Origin of the sequence: Bradyrhizobium diazoefficiens USDA 110 (assembly GCF_000011365.1) — a bacterium.
In the GTDB taxonomy this organism is placed as follows: domain Bacteria; phylum Pseudomonadota; class Alphaproteobacteria; order Rhizobiales; family Xanthobacteraceae; genus Bradyrhizobium; species Bradyrhizobium diazoefficiens.
Genome location: NC_004463.1, coordinates 8,275,391 through 8,294,965, shown reverse-complemented (window position 1 = coordinate 8,294,965; position 19,575 = coordinate 8,275,391). Strand labels below are relative to the sequence as shown.

The 19,575-nt window shown below is 62.1% G+C and carries 19 protein-coding genes and 1 pseudogene; 12 read left to right on the top strand and 8 right to left on the bottom strand.

Annotation, left to right across the window (positions count from 1 at the left end; all coding sequences use genetic code 11):
* Positions 1 to 16: 16 nt before the first annotated feature.
* Positions 17 to 610, top strand: coding sequence for a hypothetical protein (locus tag BJA_RS38335; RefSeq protein ID WP_236842138.1), 594 nt, complete (start codon positions 17 to 19; stop codon positions 608 to 610).
* Positions 611 to 620: 10 nt separating this feature from the next.
* Here the strand turns inward: BJA_RS38335 and BJA_RS38330 are convergent.
* A pseudogene (locus BJA_RS38330) lies at positions 621 to 1,730 on the bottom strand (IS630 family transposase).
* Between the two features lie 260 nt (positions 1,731 to 1,990).
* Entirely contained in the window at positions 1,991 to 2,809 is an 819-nt protein-coding gene (locus BJA_RS38325) for an alpha/beta fold hydrolase (RefSeq protein ID WP_011090285.1), read from the bottom strand.
* A 485-nt stretch (positions 2,810 to 3,294) separates the two neighbouring features.
* On the opposite strand from BJA_RS38325, the gene BJA_RS38320 reads away from it, so the two are divergent.
* From BJA_RS38320 to BJA_RS38310, 3 genes are all read left to right on the top strand, one after another.
* Complete coding sequence (locus BJA_RS38320) at positions 3,295 to 4,218, top strand: LysR substrate-binding domain-containing protein (RefSeq protein ID WP_011090284.1); 924 nt, start codon at positions 3,295 to 3,297, stop codon at positions 4,216 to 4,218.
* 95 nt (positions 4,219 to 4,313) lie between these two features.
* The gene (locus BJA_RS38315; RefSeq protein ID WP_011087397.1) at positions 4,314 to 5,378 is read left to right on the top strand and encodes an IS110-like element ISBj4 family transposase; all 1,065 of its coding nucleotides are present in this window, start codon (positions 4,314 to 4,316) and stop codon (positions 5,376 to 5,378) included.
* A gap of 727 nt (positions 5,379 to 6,105) precedes the next feature.
* Positions 6,106 to 6,549, top strand: coding sequence for a c-type cytochrome (locus BJA_RS38310; protein ID WP_011090283.1), 444 nt, complete (start codon positions 6,106 to 6,108; stop codon positions 6,547 to 6,549).
* A 354-nt stretch (positions 6,550 to 6,903) separates the two neighbouring features.
* Here the strand turns inward: BJA_RS38310 and BJA_RS38305 are convergent, their stop codons facing one another.
* Complete coding sequence (locus BJA_RS38305; protein WP_028174598.1) at positions 6,904 to 7,497, bottom strand: hypothetical protein; 594 nt, start codon at positions 7,495 to 7,497, stop codon at positions 6,904 to 6,906.
* Between the two features lie 452 nt (positions 7,498 to 7,949).
* On the opposite strand from BJA_RS38305, the gene BJA_RS38300 reads away from it, so the two are divergent.
* Positions 7,950 to 8,696: a hypothetical protein gene (locus tag BJA_RS38300; protein WP_236842136.1), complete on the top strand. Its 747-nt coding sequence runs from the start codon at positions 7,950 to 7,952 to the stop codon at positions 8,694 to 8,696.
* A gap of 114 nt (positions 8,697 to 8,810) precedes the next feature.
* Here the strand turns inward: BJA_RS38300 and BJA_RS38295 are convergent, their stop codons facing one another.
* Positions 8,811 to 9,875, bottom strand: coding sequence for an IS630-like element ISRj1 family transposase (locus BJA_RS38295; RefSeq protein ID WP_011084514.1), 1,065 nt, complete (start codon positions 9,873 to 9,875; stop codon positions 8,811 to 8,813).
* Positions 9,876 to 9,917: 42 nt separating this feature from the next.
* On the bottom strand, positions 9,918 to 10,802 hold the full coding sequence (locus BJA_RS38290) for a 4-hydroxyphenyl-beta-ketoacyl-CoA hydrolase (RefSeq protein WP_011090280.1): 885 nt from the start codon (positions 10,800 to 10,802) through the stop codon (positions 9,918 to 9,920).
* Positions 10,803 to 11,143: 341 nt separating this feature from the next.
* On the opposite strand from BJA_RS38290, the gene ykgO reads away from it, so the two are divergent.
* The 3 genes from ykgO (at position 11,144) to BJA_RS38275 (ending at position 12,466) form a co-directional block, all read left to right on the top strand.
* On the top strand, positions 11,144 to 11,269 hold the full coding sequence (ykgO, locus tag BJA_RS38285; RefSeq protein ID WP_006611362.1) for a type B 50S ribosomal protein L36: 126 nt from the start codon (positions 11,144 to 11,146) through the stop codon (positions 11,267 to 11,269).
* 133 nt (positions 11,270 to 11,402) lie between these two features.
* On the top strand, positions 11,403 to 12,044 hold the full coding sequence (locus BJA_RS38280; RefSeq protein WP_038967322.1) for a tetratricopeptide repeat protein: 642 nt from the start codon (positions 11,403 to 11,405) through the stop codon (positions 12,042 to 12,044).
* Between the two features lie 161 nt (positions 12,045 to 12,205).
* Positions 12,206 to 12,466: a hypothetical protein gene (locus tag BJA_RS38275; RefSeq protein ID WP_038967321.1), complete on the top strand. Its 261-nt coding sequence runs from the start codon at positions 12,206 to 12,208 to the stop codon at positions 12,464 to 12,466.
* A 14-nt stretch (positions 12,467 to 12,480) separates the two neighbouring features.
* On the opposite strand, the gene BJA_RS38270 is transcribed toward BJA_RS38275, so the two are convergent.
* Positions 12,481 to 12,663, bottom strand: a complete 183-nt coding sequence (locus BJA_RS38270; RefSeq protein ID WP_038967318.1) for a hypothetical protein — start codon at positions 12,661 to 12,663, stop codon at positions 12,481 to 12,483.
* A gap of 328 nt (positions 12,664 to 12,991) precedes the next feature.
* On the opposite strand from BJA_RS38270, the gene BJA_RS38265 reads away from it, so the two are divergent.
* Entirely contained in the window at positions 12,992 to 13,948 is a 957-nt protein-coding gene (locus BJA_RS38265) for an alpha/beta fold hydrolase (protein WP_038967317.1), read from the top strand.
* 118 nt (positions 13,949 to 14,066) lie between these two features.
* Here BJA_RS38265 and cycA read toward each other — a convergent pair whose 3' ends face one another.
* Positions 14,067 to 14,477 carry a cytochrome c-550 CycA gene (gene cycA, locus BJA_RS38260; protein ID WP_011090276.1) on the bottom strand — a complete coding sequence of 137 codons (411 nt, stop codon included), beginning with the start codon at positions 14,475 to 14,477 and terminating at the stop codon, positions 14,067 to 14,069.
* A gap of 229 nt (positions 14,478 to 14,706) precedes the next feature.
* Here cycA and BJA_RS38255 point away from each other — a divergent pair, with 229 nt between their 5' ends.
* Entirely contained in the window at positions 14,707 to 16,200 is a 1,494-nt protein-coding gene (locus BJA_RS38255; RefSeq protein ID WP_011090275.1) for an FAD-linked oxidase C-terminal domain-containing protein, read from the top strand.
* Positions 16,201 to 16,254: 54 nt separating this feature from the next.
* Here BJA_RS38255 and BJA_RS38250 read toward each other — a convergent pair whose 3' ends face one another.
* The gene (locus tag BJA_RS38250) at positions 16,255 to 16,740 is read right to left on the bottom strand and encodes a putative quinol monooxygenase (RefSeq protein WP_011090274.1); all 486 of its coding nucleotides are present in this window, start codon (positions 16,738 to 16,740) and stop codon (positions 16,255 to 16,257) included.
* 252 nt (positions 16,741 to 16,992) lie between these two features.
* Here BJA_RS38250 and BJA_RS38245 point away from each other — a divergent pair, with 252 nt between their 5' ends.
* Both BJA_RS38245 and glcF read left to right on the top strand, forming a co-directional pair.
* The gene (locus BJA_RS38245; RefSeq protein ID WP_011090273.1) at positions 16,993 to 18,231 is read left to right on the top strand and encodes an FAD-binding protein; all 1,239 of its coding nucleotides are present in this window, start codon (positions 16,993 to 16,995) and stop codon (positions 18,229 to 18,231) included.
* Positions 18,228 to 19,550, top strand: coding sequence for a glycolate oxidase subunit GlcF (glcF, locus tag BJA_RS38240; RefSeq protein ID WP_011090272.1), 1,323 nt, complete (start codon positions 18,228 to 18,230; stop codon positions 19,548 to 19,550). The genes BJA_RS38245 and glcF overlap by 4 nt, the downstream gene beginning before the upstream one ends.
* Positions 19,551 to 19,575 lie beyond the last annotated feature (25 nt).

Genomic DNA, 19,575 nt, shown 5'->3' with positions numbered 1-19,575 from the left:
GGTGGAAGGAAACGCGATGGCAGAAACGGTAAATTTTGACAACGCAGCAACCGGCGCAGCGCCCGAAGGTTGGACTCTGACGAAGACGGGTCGCGGCCAGCCAAAATGGACGGTCGAGGCGGAGTCGACGGCGCCAAGCAAGCCGAACGTCCTGAAACAATCCGGTCAGGCGACGTTTCCAGTGGCGCTCAGGAACGGCACCAGCATCCTGAACGGGTTCGTCGAGGTCAAGTTCAAGGCGATCGCAGGCTCCGAGGATCGTGCGGCCGGTATTGTCTGGCGCGCAAAGGATGCCGACAATTACTATGTCGTGCGGGCCAACGCGCTTGAAGACAATGTCGTGCTCTACAAGACGATCAAAGGTGTTCGCAGCGCGCTCGATATCGTCGGCCGGAAAGGTGGCTATGGCGTCAAGGTATCGGTGCCATCAGGTCAATGGCATTCCCTACGCTGCGAATTCGCGGGAAAGCTGTTCAGGGTAATGTATGACGGCAAGCCGATGTTCGAGGTCGAGGACGAATCGATCAGGGACGCCGGCATGATCGGCTTGTGGACCAAGGCCGACAGTGTCACCGTATTCGACGACCTGACATACGGTGCGCTGAACTAGTCACGTGAATCTAAAGTTCGCCACATAAAGTCTGCTGGGCTTTGTGGCAGAAGCGTTTGACGGAAGCCAAGATCTGGTCTGCGGACTTGGTCCATTTGAAGGGCTTCGGGTTATTGTTGTGCACGTCGATGAAGCTGCGGATGTCGACCTCGAGCTGCTTGACGGAGGTGTGGACACCTCGCTGGATCTGCTTTCTGGTGAGCTCGGCGAACCAACGCTCGACCTGATTGATCCATGACGCTGAAGTCGGCGTAAAGTGGACATGATAGTGCGGCCGGCGAGCGAGCCACGCTTTGATCTTGGGTGTCTTGTGGGTGGCGTAGTTGTCCATGACGATATGGACAGCGAGCCCCTCAGGGATTTGAGCGTCGATCTCTTTGAGGAACTTCAAGAACTCGACCGCCCGATGGCGCTTGTAGCATTTGCCAATGACAAAGCCGGAAGCGACATCGAGTGCTGCAAACAGCGTGGTCGTACCATGCCGCACATAGCTGTGCGTGCGACGTTCCGGCACCCCAGGCATCATCGGCAAGACCGGCTGCTCGCGATCGAGTGCCTGGATCTGGCTTTTCTCATCGACACTGAGGACAATGGCTCGGTTCGGTGGGGACAGGTAAAGCCCGACAATATCGCGCACCTTGTCGACGAATAGCGGATCGCTCGACAGTTTAAATGTCTGGCTGCGGTGCGGCTGCAAGCCGAACGCCGTCCACATTCGGCGGATCGTGGTGTGAGAAAAGCCAGTTTCCGCAGCCATCGAGCGGATCGACCAGTGCGTCGCGTCGGGCGGTGTCGTACGCAATGTCCGCTCGATTACCTCAGCAACCTGATCGTCGTCGATGGTTCGAGGGCGGCCAGGGCGGGCTTCGTCAAGCAGGCCATCACAGCGATCCTTCAAGAATCGGCGGCGCCACTTGCCAACGGTGTGTTCATGGATGCCAAGTTCGGCAGCCACAGACTTGCTTGGCAGACCATCTGCACACCGCAGGATCGTGCGGCACCGCTCAGATAGCGATCAGGCCACACGATGACGACGAACTTGCCTCTCCAAGTACGCCCGCTCCTGCGGACTCAGCACCAACGGCGCGATCGGCCGGCCTTTCACACCTGCATTCGCCACGAGCGCTCTCCTCCCTAGAGATTCGAGCGATCAACTAATGTCACGAACTTGCGTTCCAGATGACTAGCGCGCGTACTCATTAATCGGGACGCCGTTAGACGTCCGCTATGCCCCCGATAGCGGCGCGAAAGCGGACGTCGCGGGACTTCCGCGTTGGGCCAAAGGCGGCCGTTGCACACCATCTCTTGAACTGGAAGGAGAGGCCGCCTTGCAAACGGCATCTCCTTCGCGCGGGAGGCGATGATGGATGAGCGATGTCGTCAAGTCCTGATGAACGAGAGCAGGTCGGGGTTGAGGACATCCGCATGTGTGGTGAGCATGCCATGGGGGTAGCCTGGATAAGTTTTCAGCGACCCGTTCTTAAGCAGGTTGACCGCACGCGGCACGGTACTTGCGAATGGGACGACTTGATCCGCCTCGCCATGCATCACCAGCACCGGCACGGTGATCTTCTTGAGATCCTCGGTATAGTCTTCGAGCCAAGAGTCGACAGTCGTATAGTGAGCGAGGGCACCACCGGCCATGCCTTGGCGCCACCAGTTGGCGATGATGGCCTCCGAAGGCTTGGCTCCGTCGAGATTGTAGCCGTAGAACGGATTCTCAGGGACGAAACGGTAGAACTCCGACCGGTTACCCAACATACCTGCCCGGATCGCTTCGAACCACTCCGGCGGTTGACCGGACGGATTGTCCTCGCTCCGGTACATGTTCGGCGTCAGTGAAGCGACCAGTACGGCCTTCGCGACGCGCGCCGGGTGGCGAGCAACATAGCGAGCGACCTCACCGCAACCTGTCGAATGCCCGATATGTATCGCGTCGCGCAGGTTGAGGTGTTCAGTCAGGGCCGCGAGGTCGGCAACCCAGTGGTCCATGTCGTTGCCGGTGCCGGGCTGGTCGGACCGGCCGTGGCCGCGCCGGTCGTGGGCGATCACACGATACCCGTGATGAAGGAAGAACATCATCTGGGCATCCCAGTCGTCCGCTGTCAGCGGCCAGCCGTGGCTGAACACGATCGGCTGACCTGATCCCCAATCCTTGTAGAAGATGCTTACGCCGTCTGTAGTCGTGATCGTCGACATCGAGTCGCTCCATCTGCGCTGTTAGATCTTTGTTGAAAAGTTTGCGGACGGGGGTCTAAAAAAGCAGGCAGGCGCAAGCTGATCAGGCCACAGATCGCGCCCCCTGGCTTTCCAAAAGACACGATGTTCAGCGGCCTCGCCGGCAAGCCCTTGTCGTGCCAACACCCGATCGCCGACGCGTTATCGCCGGATCCGGCGCGGCGCTATTCGTCGCTCCTGCGCATTCGCGCGCGTTTCCCGCTAAATGAGGGACGCCACTCTCGATCGCGCTGCAGAATTGTCGAGGCCGTACTGAATTGCGATCACGCCGTTCCTATCGGCCTGGAGTGCTGGGATCACTTTGCTGAAGACGATACTATGCTTCGGCGAAGACATTGTTCGTTGTCCTTTTTTTGGTTGAAGACTGCGAAACGGTAAATCCCCCTTTGGCTCCTGACCAAGACCTTGTAGGCTTCGAGCTATGCCTGGAAGATATACGAGGGATCATGGAGCTCCGGCACCTGCGCTATTTCGTTGCCGTCGCTGAAGAAGGCAGCCTGCTGAACGCCGCCGAACGGCGACTGAACACCTCCCAGCCGTCCTTGAGCCGGCAAATTCGCGATCTGGAAGCCGAAGTCGGCGTCCAGTTATTGGAGCGCCAGGCGCGCGGCGTGACGCTGACCGCTGCCGGACGCGTGTTTCTCGATCATGCGCGGCTGGCGCTGCTGCAGGTCGAGGCCGCAACGGAAGGGGCCCGGCAGACGGCGCAACCGCAAAGGCCCGTCCTCTCGATGGGCTTTCTCGTCGGGCTGGAGGTGATGTGGCTCCCCCAGTTGCTGCGCATCCTCCGCGAGGAAGCCCCCGATGTCGACGTGACGCTCAGCACGCAATCTTCGCCAGAACTCGCACTGGCATTGATGCGGGGAAAGCTGGACATCGCTTTCCTTCGTCCGGAGAAAGACAACGAGGGCGTCGTCTTCAAGATATTGGCGAAGGAGCCCTTGATTGCCGTGCTGCCGGCCGAACACCGCTTGGCATCACGGAAGAAGATTCGTCCGCAGGATCTCGCCCGCGAGATCTATGTCAGCTCGGCAAGAACATCGCCGGTCTTGCAAGAGGTCATACATAATTACGCATCTCGGGTCGGCATTACCCTCAAGGCGAAGTATGAAGGCGAAAACATATCATCGGCCATGTCGCTCGTGGCTTCCACAGGCGGAATTAGCCTCGTCCCGCTCTATGCGCAGAACATGCTTGCACCGAACGTCGTCGCCAGAGCGCTCGAGGGCGGCACGCCGACGGTCGATCTGGCGCTGGGATACAATCGGACTAATCCGTCGCCCCTGCTCCGCCGTCTTTTGTCCCGCGCGGATGAATTGGTTGCAAACGTTCAAAATCAGAGCATCATTCGCTACGTTGAAGCTGACTAGTAGCCGATGCGAGAGTCCGCTAATGGGATGGTCCGGCCGTGCTCCTGCCCCGCCAGCGATAAGCTGGCCAGGGGCGCCAAGACAAGGAGCACGCCATGTCCCAGACACCCAGTACCGCGATCGCCGTGATCGGCATCGATATCGGCAAAAACTCGTTCCACGTCGTGGGCCACGATACGCGCGGCACCGTCGTGCTGCGGCAAAAGTGGTCGCGTGGCCAGGTCGAGGCGCGGCTCGCCAATATGCCGCCTTGCCTGATCGGCATGGAAGCCTGCGTCGGCGCACATCATTTGAGCCGCAAACTCGCATCGTTAGGTCACGATGCCAGGTTGATGCCGGCCAAATATGTCCGCCCTTATAGCAAAGGACCGAAGAACGACTTCAATGACGCCGAAGCGATTGCCGAAGCCGTGCAGCGCCCGACGATGAAGTTCGTGGCGACCAAGACCGCGGAGCAACTGGATCTGCAGGCGCTGCATCGGGTGCGCGAGCGGCTGGTGTCGCAACGCACCGGCATCATCAACCAGATTCGCGCCTTCATGCTGGAACGCGGGATCGCGGTGCGCCAGGGTATCGGCTTCCTGCGCACAGAACTGCCCACCATCCTTGCGACGCGCACCGATGCCCTGTCGCCACGCATGTTGTGTGTCATCGAGGAGTTGGCAGGCGACTGGCGTCGGCTGGATCAGCGCATCGATAGGCTCTCCGGCGAGATCGAAGCACTGGCCCGTCAAGATCAGGCATGTTCGCGCCTGATGACGGTGCCTGGCATCGGGCCGATCATTTCGAGCGCCATGGTGGCCGCGATCGGCACTGGAGACGTCTTCTCCAAAGGCCGTGACTTCGGCGCCTGGCTCGGGCTGGTGCCCAAGCAGATCTCGACGGGAGACCGCACGATCCTCGGCAAAATCTCACGGCGCGGCAATCGCTACCTCCGCGTTCTGTTCGTCCAGGCGGCATGGGTGGTGCTGGTCAGGATCAAGAACTGGGAACGTTACGGACTCAGATCCTGGATCGAAGCCGCCAAGAAGCGATTGCACCACAACGTGCTGGCGATCGCACTCGCCAACAAGCTTGCCCGCATCGCCTGGGCGGTGCTGGCTAAAGGACGCGCCTTCGAGCTGACAAGGACCAACGATGCAGGCGTCCGACCCGCTTGATCGTCGCGCCGTGCTCGGCGCGGTCAAGGCGCGGCCTGGCAACGCCGGAGCCAGCCGCAAGCCAAGCGCAACGGCCGGCCTTGACCGCCCGTGCGCGCGACGCGACGCACGTCCTGCGGGCCGGGACGAAGGAACGGCCCCTGGCTCGAACACAGGAACTGCGAGGTAGGAGGAGCAAGCGATGACGTAACCCCATCAACAGGTTCCAGCCGAGGTCTGCGAGAGGATGAGACGAGATGGAGGTTCGGTCTTCCCGGCGCATGCGAACACTGGTGACCCAAATGGCCCAATCGAGGCCTGTCCGCTAATGAGAACGCACGCGCGCTGATATCCATGATGGCCCGGAGAAAATGCTCCAATCAAAGGCCGGATACATTGATGCAAGACCACACCACCTGATCGACGAACCTCTTGCTACGCACGGCCGGACCATACATTCGGGTCATTTGCGACCGACATGGGTTATCCGCTCCATGTCCGATCTATCCCCGATAGCGACCGAACGGCGGACGCGCCCAGACCATGCGGGTGGTAGCAGAGCAGCGCGAGATCGGCGAGCACGGCATCACTCTAGGGCGCGGGCTCTTAAGTCCGATCAGCCGGCGAAAGCATGCCACTCCCAGAGCCTTCACAAGCCTAAGCCGGAAGCCAGTCTTGATATGCGTCAATCTGTCGGAGCGCAAAGCGGCTAGTAGTAAAGCCTTTCTAGCCAGCGTTGGAGCGCGACATGGTAAAGTGTGGTTGGTTGATAATTGCCGGCCTTACCGCTGCTTTCGCTGCCGCGGCTCAGGCTGAAGACCTCGACATCGGCAAGTCAGAATTTCAGTCTTCGTGCGCGAGTTGTCATGGCGCGGATGCAAAGGGCAAAGGACCGGTCAGCGACCAGCTCAAGATCCCGCCTCCCGATTTGACGGTGTTGGCCAAGAACAACAACGGGGTCTTTCCCACGAACGCTGTCTATGAAACCATAGATGGATCGAAAACAATTCCTGCTCACGGCACTCGTGAGATGCCAATTTGGGGGGAACGATTCAACCCCATTGTCAACTTGCCTCACTATGTTGATCCGTCTTATTGGAAGATGGCCGGGCCGGAGCAAAGCCCCGAAGTCGTCGTGCGAAAACGCATCCTCGCTGTTGTCGATTATCTCAGCCGCGTTCAGCAAAAGTAGCAACCGACGAGCATAAGATTACTTGCCCATCCCGCTTAGCGCCCGCTAAAGCGGAAAAAGTTTGCTTGCGCCACAACCGACGAAGCAGCTGCACCACCAACCAGCCCGATGAACTCCCGCCGCCTCATATTGCCTCGTGATGCGCCCGGGAGTCTTACTGCCCTGTTTGCCAAACCGCGATGTCCGAAGCGGGTCGAGGCCGACATCTGCCCGGCCCGATGCCGTGCCTTCTTTGGGGTCAAAACGCGAAAAACTCAACGTGAGCAAGCTCAGTCCGCTATGCCCCATTGAACGGACCTCAATGAGGCGTGCTACCACTTCGCTGATGGGCCAGAAGCCGACCTCGCGATTGGCTTATGGGCCCGGCACCATCATGGTCGGCTCTTCCAGCAGGGAAAAGTCGTAGCCCTCGCAGCTAACATTCGGGTTGGTGGGCGCAAACATGCCGAGCGGGTTGTCCTTGAACAACCAGGCATGCAGATCATAATGCACAAACTCCTTTGGAATGAGCGGCCAGTGTCCTTCCATCGGGCCCATGAAGGGTTGGTCGAAGAGAGAGGGGCGCTGCTTGGTATCTGCCGTTAGAGGCACCAACCACTCAACAGCCACGAGCTTCAATTCCTTGCCCACAGGTTCGTAGATCAATACGTTGGGCTTCATCGGATCGGGAGCGCCCTGCACTGTGACATTGGCAAAGTGCACTCCCATAGCGCCTTTGGCATACTCCATGTGGTGCGGAACTTTCTCGCCAGAATAGTGCACGCAGCCCACCGTCGACAGGTAGAGGTCGCGCACGGCTACCTTGTAGTCCTGATATTTCTCCAGCGATTTGCGCAACGCGTCGAGCTGAGCCTTGTAAGGCTCTTCTGCTGCAATTGGTCTGAGGGCCGCACCGATAAAAGCAAGACCTAGCGCGGCGACGAAGGTACCACGGACATATTTGCGCATGTTCCCTCCTAGCTTTTCATCAAAGCAATGTCGGAATGAACTGGCCGAACCAAGGGTGAGGGTTTTTGCCATTTCCGACAAGACGATAACAACCTCATGGCCGCCAATCGCGATAGAAAAATGGTGGTACTCCCTCTTGGGCGTACATGGGCCTTTGATGGCTCAGCCGACAGACCGCGTTCTTCATCGCCCGACTGTCAAGAGGATGTCTCAATCGGGTCATCAGCGGCAATGCGCTGACCGAGCGGAACATTTCCGCTAAGCCTTCAAGATCGGACTTCTGCGCGTTAAGAGTACACGCCCTAGATTAAAGTCGACGTCGACCAGCTCACGTCGGAGAAACCATGCTCGCTCGCACCCTGCTTGCGGCCACCGCCTGTTGATGCTCGCGCACCCGGCAATGGCGCAGGCGCCGCTCGCGACCTACAAATCCTTGAGTCCCGGGCTGGCGCTTGATCTGGCAAGTGAGGGTTTCTGTCCTCGGCATCGAGGCCCTCATCAGCTCGGCGACGTTGCTTGACTCACGTCAAGAACGCGTGTGGCGCAGCGTGTTAGTCGGGAAACTGGGGCGGTACCATTCGAACCATGGACACGAAGCAATGGTCACGCAAAACAACATCAATTTCTTCACCAACTGGGCCAAGGAGCGTCTTGACGAAATGGAAGCAACGGTGACCTCGCTCGAAGCCAGGGCTTCCGAGGTGCAGTCGGAAGCGCGTGAGAAGGCCACGAAGGTTCTGGCGGATCTCTGCAAGCAGCGCGACGAATTCCGCGACACCGTGAAGAAGCAGTCGGAGGTCGGCGAGGCCGCCTGGACCCAGGCAAAATCAAGGATGGAAGCCGATTGGCGCGTGTTCGAGACCGAGGCCGGAAAATACGTCGAAAGCTTCGGCAAGCAGATCGAGCAGCAACAGGCGACGTTCAAGCTTCAGGCCGAAGCGCAGCTCAAGGCGTGGCGCGAAGCCGCCGACAAGCTCGGCAGCGATGCCAAGAACTTTGCGTCCGAGCGCCGCGGCGACATCGACGCAGCCCTGAAGCGCATGAATGCCGATGCAATCGAGGCGGAGAAAAAACTGGAGAAGCTCAGAGAGGCGGGGACCCACTCATGGTCCGCACTCATGGCGGCCCTGGCGGAGACCCGCCTTGCCTTTGATCGTGCCAACGAGGCGGCGCGGGAGGCTTTCAAGCGAGCCGCCTGATCAGACGCGGTGAACTTCCGGAGACCGCCGTCAGGCGGTCTCCTTGCCGTCGGCAACTCGAGCGTTGCCCTGCCACGCCAGCGGCCTTCTCAGCGTCCGCGCTAGTACCCGGAATCAGAGCTGAGTGATACGGCGGCCTTTGAAACGGCGTTGACGGACCTTTTTCTTGGTCCAGACGAAGGGCTCGGCTCTGTCGTTGTATGCGTTGACGTAGGCATCGATGTGTTCCTGAAGCTGCTTGAGGCTCGTGAAGGAGGTGCCGCTGAGCGACTGCCCCTGCAAGATGGAAAACCATACTTCGACCTGATTGAGCCATGACGCACTTGTCGGCGTGAAATGAAATTGCACGTTGGGGTGGGCCTTGAGCCAGTCCTCGTTCTTTTTATGGGTGTTGAGGTTGTCGAGGATGACGTGAAGCTTGCGGTTCGGAAAAGTCGCGGTGACGCTGTTCATGAAATCGAGAAACTCGACGCGGCGCCGGCGTTTTGAATGGGTCGCGATGATCTTTCCGGTGGCGACTTCGAGCGCCGCAAACAATGTTGTGGTGCCATGCCGCTTGTAATCGTGGCTTTGGCCGGTTAAGGCGCGGCCATTGGGCAACTTCAGATAACCCTGCGCTCGCTCCAAAGCCTGGATCGAGGGCTTCTCGTCCACGCACAGCACAATGGCCTTCGCCGGCGGCGCGACATAGAGGCCGACAACATCGGCGGCTTTGGCCGTAAAGTTCGGGTCGTTGCTCTCGCACCAGGACTTGCGAGCCACCAGGTCAATCTTGTGGCTGCGCAGGAACCGCCAGACATATTGGACATCGACATCGCCCAGCGCCTCGGCCAGCAGGGGGCCGGTCCAGCGCGCAAACCCTTGCGGTGGCGGCTTATCCAGCAGCTTCAGAATCCGCTTGTCGGTCGTCTTCGTATAGATCGGCTGCTTGCCAGGCCGCGGCTTGTCTTGCAGCCCTTCAAGGCCATGGTCGGCATAGCGATGCCGCCAAAGGCTGACAATCCGCGGCTGGACCCCAACTTCCTTGGCGATCGACCGGGTGCTGCGCCCATCCGCCGCCAACAGAACTATCCGCGCCCGCTTCAAATCGCGCTGCAACGTCACCGGTGAGCGACAGCACGCCTCAAGCACCTTGCGATCTTTCCTCGAAAGGTGGACTTCTCTTGCTTCGGGTATCATCCCGACCTTGAATCACGACTCACGTTCCAAGAAAAGTGGGTACTAGATGCCCAGCAGCTTGCGCGCGTTCGCCTTCAGCACCTTCGGCCGGATCTCGTCGCGGATGTCGATCTTGGCGAAGTCCGACAGCCAGCGGTCCGGCGTGATCACCGGCCAGTCCGAGCCGAACAGCATCTTGTCCTGGAGGATCGAGTTGATGTAGCGCACCAGGATCGGCGGGAAGTATTTCGGCGACCAGCCCGACAGGTCGATGTAGACGTTCGGCTTGTGGGTCGCGACCGACAGCGCCTCTTCCTGCCAGGGGAAGGAGGGGTGGGCGAGGATGATCTTGAGGTCGGGAAAATCGGCCGCGACGTCGTCCATGTACATCGGGTTGGAATATTTCAGCCGCATCCCCATGCCGCCGGGCATGCCCGAGCCGACGCCGGTCTGGCCGGTGTGGAACAGCGCGATCGCGCCGCCATTGTTGATCTCTTCGTAGAGCGGATAGGCCATGCGGTCGTTGGCGTAGAAGCCCTGCATGGTCGGATGGAATTTGAAGCCGCGCACGCCGTATTCCTCGATCAGCTTGCGCGCCTCGCGCGCCCCGAGCTTGCCCTTGTGCGGGTCGATCGAGACGAACGGGATGAGGACGTCGAGATGATCGGAGGCGACCTCCAGCATCTCGTAATTGTTGTAGCGGCGGAAACCGGTCTCGCGCTCGGCGTCGACCGGGAAGATCACCGCGGCGATGTTCTTGGAGCGATAGTAGGCCGCGGTCTCCGGCACGGTCGGCGGATGCTTGTTCGGCGACTTGAAGTACTCCGCCATCTGCGCCTGGAAGTCGTCATAGCCGTCGTCGGCGTGGCAGCCGCAGGGCTCTTCGGCGTGGGTGTGGATGTCGATGGCGACGACATCGTCGATGTTGGGCAGCTTCAGCTTCGGCATTGGTTTCCTCCCGACGGGTTGCCAAATTGATTATATGATATAACGAATTTGGCAAGGCGTCGCTGGAAGCAAAACCGCAGCCCGCAAAAGTCTTTGCTATGCTTGGCCTCTGACGAGGCGGATCGGGCCGATCCGGTCGTTTCTACTGTGCATGGGGTTGTTTTCGCGAAATTGCCGGTTCGGAACCGGGCAGTTAACATTGACATGACCTCCCGCCATGCCTTAAGAACCGCCCCGTCCCGGGCGGTCGTCCGCCAGCGGGAAAAATCTCATTTTGCCACATTCGCGCGTGCCGAAACGGTAGTGCCGAACACGGCCTTTCGAACGTTCAGGATTCTGCCATGAAGGTCCGTAACTCGCTGAAATCGCTGCGCGGTCGCCATCGCGCCAACCGCCTGGTCCGCCGCAAGGGCCGGGTCTATGTGATCAACAAGGTGCAGCGCCGCTTCAAGGCTCGCCAAGGCTGATCTGGGCGGCTGATCACGCCCTGCCGGACGCCCCGCGCGCCCGCAAGACCACGGTCTCACACGAGTTTGACGCCGCCTTTGCTTTGCAAGGGCGGCTTTGCGCGTCTAGACTTCGGTCATGGCAGTGAGAGTCCTGGCAGTGAGATTCCCTTTCGCACGCACCCTGTGTTTGGCCCTTGCCCTGGGAACCGCCGGCCTCGCTCCGGCCGCGGCGCAGCAGGTTGAGCCGCCGACCCCGCCCGGCAAGCAGAAGAAGCTTCCCGAAGCGCCGGCCAAGCTGCCCAAGGTCGATCGCACCAAAAATCTCGATTTCCTGTTCGGCGCGCTGAAGGCGGCGCCCGACGATGTCAGCGCCAAGCATGTCGAGGCGCGGATCTGGGCGATCTGGCTCCAGACCCCGAGCGATACCGCCTCGCTGCTGATGGCGCGCGCCAAGACCGCGGTCGACGCGCAGAAGATCGACGTCGCGATCAAGTTGCTGGATTCGGTCATCAAGCTCAGGCCCGACTACATCGAGGCCTGGAACCGGCGCGCCACGCTCTACTACATGCAGAACGACTACGGCCGCTCGCTCGCCGACATCCAGCAAGTGCTGATCCGCGAACCCCGCCATTTCGGCGCGCTCGCGGGGCTCGGCATGATCATGCAGGAGGTCGGCGACGAGAAGCGCGCGCTCGAGGCCTACCGCAAGGCGCTCGCCGTCAATCCGCACCTCGAGAAGATACCCGATCAGGTCAAGGCGCTGACCGAAAAGGTCGAAGGCCGCGACATCTAGAGCACGATCCGGACCCGAAGGGCCGCGCCAGCGCAAAGGGATAGTTTGATCATATCCCGAGCGATTGCGGCGCACGCGGATTAACCACGATCACACGCGTCGCATGAGCTGGGGTATCGCCAATGCGGCCGCAGGCCTACCTGCATGGCAGGAGCAAAGCCATGAAGCGTTTGATTTTTGCGGGTAGCTTGTTGCTCGCGTCGGGAACGGTGAGTCTCGCCGACGGACTGTTCTGGGTGGTCGGCAACCGCGCCACCGGCAAATGCAACATCGTGACCAGCAATCCGGTCATCATCGGCGACATCTGGTTCGGCGATGGTCCCTACAAGTCCAGGTCCGACGCCAAGCTCGCCCGCTCGACCATCCGCGCCTGTCCCGCGGTCAGTCCCGACGACGAAAAGGACGCGGACAAGACGGACTAGGTCCGGCCCGCAACCTAATGCAGGGCGCTGCCGCCGCGCTCGGCGAGGCCGCGATCGGCCGCTGCGGCGTAAGCCCTAGCGAGCTCCGCCTCGAGATGCTCGTTGATCAGGAGCAGCGCCCGCACGGCACCGCGCAGGTCACCGTTGCAGCTTGCGACAATCTCGTCGATTGCAGTGTCGTTCGATCTGAAGCTCATCGAAATTCTCCGGTTCAAATCAGGACAAATCCTGCCGGCCTGTCCCGCATCCCCTGAGGTCGCGAGGAGGATCGGCGCCCACCCGCGCCTAAATGGCGGAACCGACCATGGCGATTATATGGAAACCGCTATGACGACCGCATGAAGCTGGTCCGAAGCTCGCGCGCAATCAGGAATTAGATTGATTCTATTGAGTTTTTCTGGCCCTCGATTATGCACATATCCACAGCCCCTCATTTCCGGTGGAAGTGCTGAAGCCCCTGGGGCGAAACTGCCGCGTGCCACGCCCCGTAATTGCCAGGTGCCCTATTACGTCCGGATTCTCTCAATGATCGTGATGACAGTCGTGACGGCGCTGGTTCTGCTGGCGCTGGTCACGCAGGCCGGAATCGTCGCCGTGCAACGCGCCTTTCCGCCACAGGGCCGGATGATCGAGGTCGATGGCGCGACGCTTCACGTCGTCGACATCGGCCCGCGCGATTCAGGCCTGCCGGTCGTGATGCTGCACGGCGCGAGCTCCAATCTCGAAGCGATGCGACGCCCGCTCGGCGATCTCCTGGCAAAAGACCATCGCGTCATCCTGATCGACCGTCCCGGCCATGGCTGGAGCACGCGCGCGCGGCGGCAGGATTCGACGCCGCAGATCCAGGCGCGGATGATCGACGAGGCGCTTCGTAAGCTCGGAATCGATCGTGCGGTGTTCGTCGTGCATTCCTGGAGTGGGGCGCTCGGCGCGCGCCTCGCGCTCGATCATCGGGGCCGCGTCGCCGGCCTCGTGATGCTGGCGCCCGTCACCCATCCCTGGCGCGGCGGCGTCGGCCGCTACAACGAGCTCATCGCAACGCCCGTGATCGGCCCGCTGCTCGCCTACACCATCACGCTGCCGCTCGGGTATTTCGTAGCCGAGTCCGGCGCGCGCAATGTGTTCCTGCCGCAGACCATGCCCGATGGTTTCGTGCAGCACTCCGCGACGCCGCTGCTGCTGCGGCCGCGCGAGTTCATCGCCAATGCCTATGATCTGGTGACGTTGAAGGCGTCGGTGGCCGGGCAAGCCACGCGCTATGGCGAAATATCGGCCCCGGTCACGATCATCGCCGGCGAACCCGACAAGACGGTGAAGACCAACATCCACGCGCGCCCGTTCGCGGCGATGGTGCCGAATGCAAAGCTGATCGTGCTGCCCGATCTCGGCCACATGGTGCAGAACGCCGTGCCGGATCTGGTGAAGACGGAGATCGAGACGATGATCGGGAAAATCGTGCCCGCGCAGGCGGCCGCTGACTGAAGCGTTTTCGAGCGAAGCGGATACCGGTTCGCGTGAAGAAAACGCGTCCAAACAAGAAGCCGGAGCTTCGGCTCTGCTTCAATCAGAACCGAAGCTCTGGCGGCCGCCTCTCGCGCGCTTACTGCTTGATCTTCCCGTCCTTGTCGAACTGCGAGACAAAGGTCCAGAGATTGTTGATCTCGGTCTCGTTCTTGATGCCGGCGAACGCCATCTTGGTGCCGGGGATCTTGGCCTTGGGGTCCTTGATGTACTCCTTGAACGTGGCTTCGTCCCAGGTGATGCCGGAATTCTTGTTCGCATCCGAATAGCTGTAGTCCGGCGCAGTTCCCGACTTGCGGCCGTTGAGGCCGTTGAGCTCGGGGCCGACCTTGTTCTTGGCGCCTTCGCCGATCGCGTGGCAGGCCAGGCACTTGTTGAACGACGTCTTGCCCGCGGCGGCGTCCTGCGCCATCGCTTTGGAAGACATGGCGGTGGACGCTGCGGCAGTCATGGCGAGGGCAACTAGCGCGCCGAAAGTCAGTTTTGTCATAAGGGTGCTCTTCGTCTCTTCCCGGGTCAGATGGAGGGTCGTGGTTTTGGCAGGTCCAGGGCAAGTGGACAAGCCGCGAATCCTTGACAGGTTTCCTGATAGCAGACTTGCCCCAGAGAGAACTTGCGCTGCAACAATGCAATGCGACCTTCGGAGGACCTACCCAAAGACGGCAAGACATGATTGATTTGCCGGGACAATTCCCTCCGTCGGACGAAGGCTTCGTAATATGGCCATCATGATGCCCGCAAGCGACCAGGCAGTGCTGGCGCGTCGCAGCGAGATCGTCGCCGCCTTGCGCGCAATCGTATCAGGCGAAGGCGTGATCGACAGCGCCGCCGAGATGCGGGCCTATGAATCCGACGGGCTGACCGCCTATCGCCAGCCGCCGATGGTCGTGGTGCTGCCCGATACGACCGAGCAGGTCTCGCTCATCCTGAAATATTGTGCCGGGCAGGGCATCAAGGTGGTGCCGCGCGGCTCCGGCACCTCGCTGTCCGGCGGCGCGCTGCCGCTCGAAGACGGCGTGCTGCTCGGGCTCGGCAAGTTCAAGCGCATCCGCGAGATCGATTTCGACAACCGCGTCGTCGTCACCGAGCCCGGTGTCACCAATCTCGCCATCAGCCAGGCGGTTGCGCATGCCGGCTTCTATTACGCGCCCGATCCGTCCTCGCAGATCGCCTGCTCGATCGGCGGCAATGTCGCGGAGAATTCCGGCGGCGTGCACTGCCTCAAATACGGCATGACCACCAACAACGTGCTGGGCTGCGAGATCGTGCTGATGAGCGGCGAGATCCTGCGGATCGGCGGCAAGGGGTGCGAGAACGCCGGCTACGACCTGATGGGCGTCATCACCGGCTCCGAAGGTCTGCTCGGCGTCATCACCGAGATCACGGTGCGCATCCTGCAAAAGCCGGAGACGGCGCGCGCGCTGATGGTCGGCTTCGCGGAGGTCGAAGCGGCCGGCGAATGCGTGGCACGCATCATCGGCGCCGGCATCATTCCCGGCGGCATGGAGATGATGGACAAGCCCGCGATCCACGCCGCGGAAGCCTTCGTCCATGCCGGCTATCCGCTCGACGTCGAGGCGCTGCTCATCATCGAGCTCGACGGTCCCAAGATCGAGGTCGACGAGCTGATCACGCGCGTCGAGACCATCGCCAATGCCTGCGGCTCGACCACCTGCCAGATCTCGACCTCGGAGGCCGAGCGCAACCTGTTCTGGGCGGGCCGGAAAGCCGCATTTCCGGCCGTCGGCCGCATCTCGCCCGACTATCTCTGCATGGACGGCACCATTCCCCGCGGTGCGCTGCCGAAGGCGCTGGCGCGCATCCGCGAGCTCTCGGAAAAATACCAGCTCGGCTGCGCCAATGTGTTCCACGCCGGCGACGGCAATTTGCACCCGCTGATCCTCTACGATGCCAACAAGCCCGGCGAGATCGAGCGGGCCGAGGCATTCGGCGCTGACATTCTGCGCGCCTGTGTCGAGTTCGGCGGGGTGCTCACCGGCGAGCACGGCGTCGGCATCGAGAAGCGCGATCTGATGCCGGAGATGTTCAGCGAGATCGACCTCAACCAGCAGCAGCGGCTGAAATGCGCCTTCGACGCGCAGGGCCTGCTCAACCCCGGAAAAGTGTTTCCGACCCTGCACCGCTGCGCCGAGCTCGGCCGCATGCACGTGCACGCGGGCAAGCTGGCGTTTCCGGACATTCCGCGGTTCTAGGCGCTCGCGCGGAGGGAAGGGGCTTGCGATGCAAACCTCTTCCCTCCGAAACGCTTACAGCAGCCCGTATTGCGCCCGCTCGCGCTTCGCCAGTAGCGGCAGGGCTTCGCCGGCGATGTACGTCTTGAAGTGCCCGCTCTCCTGGTGCGCCTTGAAAGCGGCCTCGTCGCGGAACAGCTCGTAGAACAGGAACTGGGCCGGATTCTCCCTGGCGCGTGAGATCAGGAACGGGTTGACGCCGTCCTCGCGCTGCGCCTCGGGCAGGAAGCGTTCGAGGATCGCGGCGACCTTGTCGGCCTCGCCGGGCTTGGCCTCCCATTGCGCGACGACGAGCAGGCCGCCGCCGTCGACGGCGTCGCTGAGGGATTTCTGCGTGGCATAGTGGTTCATGGTCTTTCCTCCTTGCTGCTGGGCTTGAGATGACGACGTCCACGGCGAGAGATAAATCGCCAGGACGGCACCGAAGGCGGTGATCACCGACCTGCGGCTGAATGTTTCGTGGACGCGCGGCGCCGACCGCGCATATGTCGATCGCTCCATGTGTGTCTCCGTCGGTTGGGCTCGATCGCGATCGGCGCAAGCTTGTAGCGATGGCCTGTCGGCTTTGGTTCGCCGGTGATCGAAGTGTCGATGTCGTGAACGCTTCGATCTTTATCGAACCGTTGTTGTCGGATGTCGCGGAGCCGGCCTGATGGAGTTTCGTCGCACGCCGCACTGGCATCGCGCCGGTGGATGGTCGCCGCGTCACGCTGCATTTGATTTTGGCGGCGAATTTCGCTACCGCCTTTTCCCGTGGATACGCTCAAGGTCAGAGACGCCAAAGACGTCGAAGAGGTGGTGCGCGCGGCGATTGCCAACGAGCAGCCGCTCGAGATCATCGGTCATGGCAGCAAGCGCAGCATTGGCCACGCGATGGCGACCAACGCCGTGCTCGACGTCTCCGCGCTCAATGCCGTCACCTCCTACGAGCCCAACGAGCTGATCGTGACGCTTGAGGCCGGTGCGCCGCTGGCCGACGTGCTGTCGCTGATCGATGCCAAGAACCAGCAATTCGCCTTTGAGCCGATGAACACCGCGCCGCTGCTCGGCACGCCCGTATCAGGCACCATCGGCGGTATGATCGCGGCGGGCCTCGCCGGCCCGCGGCGCATCCGGGCGGGCGGGGCGCGCGACCACCTGCTCGGGGCGCACGCCGTCTCCGGTTTCGGCGACAGCTTCAAGACCGGCGGCAAGGTGGTGAAGAACGTCACCGGCTACGACCTCTGCAAGCTTCTGGCCGGTTCCTGGGGCACGCTGTCGGTGATGACCGAGGTCACGCTGAAGGTGATGCCGAAGCCGGAGGCCGAGCGGACGCTGCTGCTGCGCGGGCTCGACGATGCCGCCGCCAACAAGGCGATGACCGCGGCGCTCGGCTCGCCCTTCGACGTGTCCGGCGCCGCCCACCTGCCGAAATCCGCGTTCCGGGCGAAGATCGACGGGCTCGGCGACATCGCGGGCCAGGGCGAAGCGCTGACCGTGCTGCGGCTCGAAGGCATTACCGCTTCAGCCGCCCACCGCGCCGGTTCGCTGCGCGAATTGCTGGCGCCGTTCGGAACCGCGGCCCTGGTCGAGGACGCATCGTCGGCGGCACTGTGGGCGACCATCCGCGACGTCCTGCCGTTCGCGGCCGGCGGCGCGCTGGGCGCCCGGCCGGTGTGGCGGATCGTCTGTCCGCCGGCGTCAGGTGCGGCGCTCGGGACCCAGCTGGCGCGCGAGACCGGCGGCGACGTGATCTACGATTGGGGCGGCGGATTGATCTGGGCCGCACTGCCGCCGAAGGGCGATGCGCATGAACCGGCCGTGCGCGCGCGTGCGAATGCGGTCGGCGGGCATGCCATGCTGATCCGGGCGGCAGAGGATGTCAGGCGCGATGTCGATGTGTTCCATCCGCAAGCGCCAGGCATCGCCGCCCTGAGCGAGCGGGTACGGGCCGGTTTCGATCCGAAGTCCATTCTCAACCGGGGACGGCTGACGCGGGGCGCTGCGGCATGAAGACCGAATTCTCACTCGCGCAGCTTGCCGATCCCGATATCGCGGAGGCCGACAAGATCCTGCGCGCCTGCGTCCATTGCGGCTTCTGCACTGCAACCTGTCCGACCTATGTGCTGCTCGGCGACGAGCTCGATAGCCCGCGCGGCCGCATCTATCTGATCAAGGAGATGCTGGAGAAGGACCAGACGCCGACGGCCGAGGTGGTTAAGCATGTCGACCGCTGCCTGTCGTGCCTGGCCTGCATGACGACCTGCCCCTCCGGGGTGAACTACATGCACCTCGTCGACCAGGCCCGGGTCAGGATCGAGCAACGCTATCAGCGGCCACTCACCGAGCGGCTGCTGCGCCAGGTGCTGGCCTTCGTCCTGCCGGATCCGCAGCGCTTCCGCGCCAGCATGTGGCTGGCGCGGCTGGCCCGTCCGCTCGCCGTATTCCTGCCGACGCCGCGGCCCTCGGCGACACCGGGCCTGGTCCAGCGCCTCAAGGCGATGCTGGCGCTGGCCCCGAACCGGCTGCCGTCGCCCGGCCCCCTCCCGGGCAGCGTGTTTGCGGCGCTCGGCAAGAAGCGCGGCCGGGTCGCGCTGCTCCAGGGCTGCGCGCAGCAGGTGCTGGCGCCGCGCATCAACCAGTCTGCCATCAGTCTTCTCACCCGCCACGGCATCGAGGTCGTCCTGGTCAGGGACGAGCAATGCTGCGGCGCGCTGACCCATCACCTTGGCAACGACCACGATGCGCTGGCGCGGGCTCGCGCCAATATCGCGGCATGGCGGGCGGAAGCGGCCGGCGAGGGGCTCGACGCCATCCTGGTGACGGCGTCCGGCTGCGGCACCGTGATCAAGGACTACGGCTATCTGCTGCGCGAGGACGCTGCGTTCGCGGCCGATGCGGCGAAGGTGTCCGCGCTTGCCAAGGACATCACCGAATATGTTGCCGGCCTCGATCTCGCGACCACTGCGATAGGCGACAACATCGTCGTCGCCTATCACTCCGCGTGTTCGTTGCAGCACGGGCAGAAAATCACGGGCCTTCCGAAAGAATTGCTTTCCAAGAATGGATTCGTGGTGAAAGATGTGCCCGAGAGCCATTTGTGTTGCGGTTCGGCGGGGACCTACAACATTCTCCAGCCCGAGCTTGCGGGCCGGTTGCGCGATCGCAAGGTCGCCAACATCGCGAGCGTCAAGCCGGACATGATTGCCGCGGGCAATATCGGCTGCATGGTGCAGATTGCCAGTGGCACGTCAGTTCCGGTCGTACACACGATTGAGCTTCTCGATTGGGCTACGGGCGGGGCGCGGCCGGCATTGAACGCGTCGAGCTGAGCTTTCGTCCGGAGGTGACGGCGGA

What these genes read in the sequence shown, in the direction of transcription:
- cycA (WP_011090276.1), bottom strand. Translation starts at nt 14,477, where the DNA reads ATGACAAAACTGACTTTCGGCGCGCTAGTTGCCCTCGCCATGACTGCC.
- BJA_RS38265 (WP_038967317.1), top strand. Translation starts at nt 12,992, where the DNA reads ATGATCGTGATGACAGTCGTGACGGCGCTGGTTCTGCTGGCGCTGGTC.
- BJA_RS38315 (WP_011087397.1), top strand. Translation starts at nt 4,314, where the DNA reads ATGTCCCAGACACCCAGTACCGCGATCGCCGTGATCGGCATCGATATC.
- BJA_RS38305 (WP_028174598.1), bottom strand. Translation starts at nt 7,497, where the DNA reads ATGCGCAAATATGTCCGTGGTACCTTCGTCGCCGCGCTAGGTCTTGCT.
- BJA_RS38310 (WP_011090283.1), top strand. Translation starts at nt 6,106, where the DNA reads ATGGTAAAGTGTGGTTGGTTGATAATTGCCGGCCTTACCGCTGCTTTC.
- BJA_RS38335 (WP_236842138.1), top strand. Translation starts at nt 17, where the DNA reads ATGGCAGAAACGGTAAATTTTGACAACGCAGCAACCGGCGCAGCGCCC.
- glcF (WP_011090272.1), top strand. Translation starts at nt 18,228, where the DNA reads ATGAAGACCGAATTCTCACTCGCGCAGCTTGCCGATCCCGATATCGCG.
- BJA_RS38250 (WP_011090274.1), bottom strand. Translation starts at nt 16,740, where the DNA reads ATGGAGCGATCGACATATGCGCGGTCGGCGCCGCGCGTCCACGAAACA.
- BJA_RS38275 (WP_038967321.1), top strand. Translation starts at nt 12,206, where the DNA reads ATGAAGCGTTTGATTTTTGCGGGTAGCTTGTTGCTCGCGTCGGGAACG.
- BJA_RS38270 (WP_038967318.1), bottom strand. Translation starts at nt 12,663, where the DNA reads ATGAGCTTCAGATCGAACGACACTGCAATCGACGAGATTGTCGCAAGC.
- BJA_RS38325 (WP_011090285.1), bottom strand. Translation starts at nt 2,809, where the DNA reads ATGTCGACGATCACGACTACAGACGGCGTAAGCATCTTCTACAAGGAT.
- ykgO (WP_006611362.1), top strand. Translation starts at nt 11,144, where the DNA reads ATGAAGGTCCGTAACTCGCTGAAATCGCTGCGCGGTCGCCATCGCGCC.
- BJA_RS38290 (WP_011090280.1), bottom strand. Translation starts at nt 10,802, where the DNA reads ATGCCGAAGCTGAAGCTGCCCAACATCGACGATGTCGTCGCCATCGAC.
- BJA_RS38320 (WP_011090284.1), top strand. Translation starts at nt 3,295, where the DNA reads ATGGAGCTCCGGCACCTGCGCTATTTCGTTGCCGTCGCTGAAGAAGGC.
- BJA_RS38255 (WP_011090275.1), top strand. Translation starts at nt 14,707, where the DNA reads ATGGCCATCATGATGCCCGCAAGCGACCAGGCAGTGCTGGCGCGTCGC.
- BJA_RS38295 (WP_011084514.1), bottom strand. Translation starts at nt 9,875, where the DNA reads ATGATACCCGAAGCAAGAGAAGTCCACCTTTCGAGGAAAGATCGCAAG.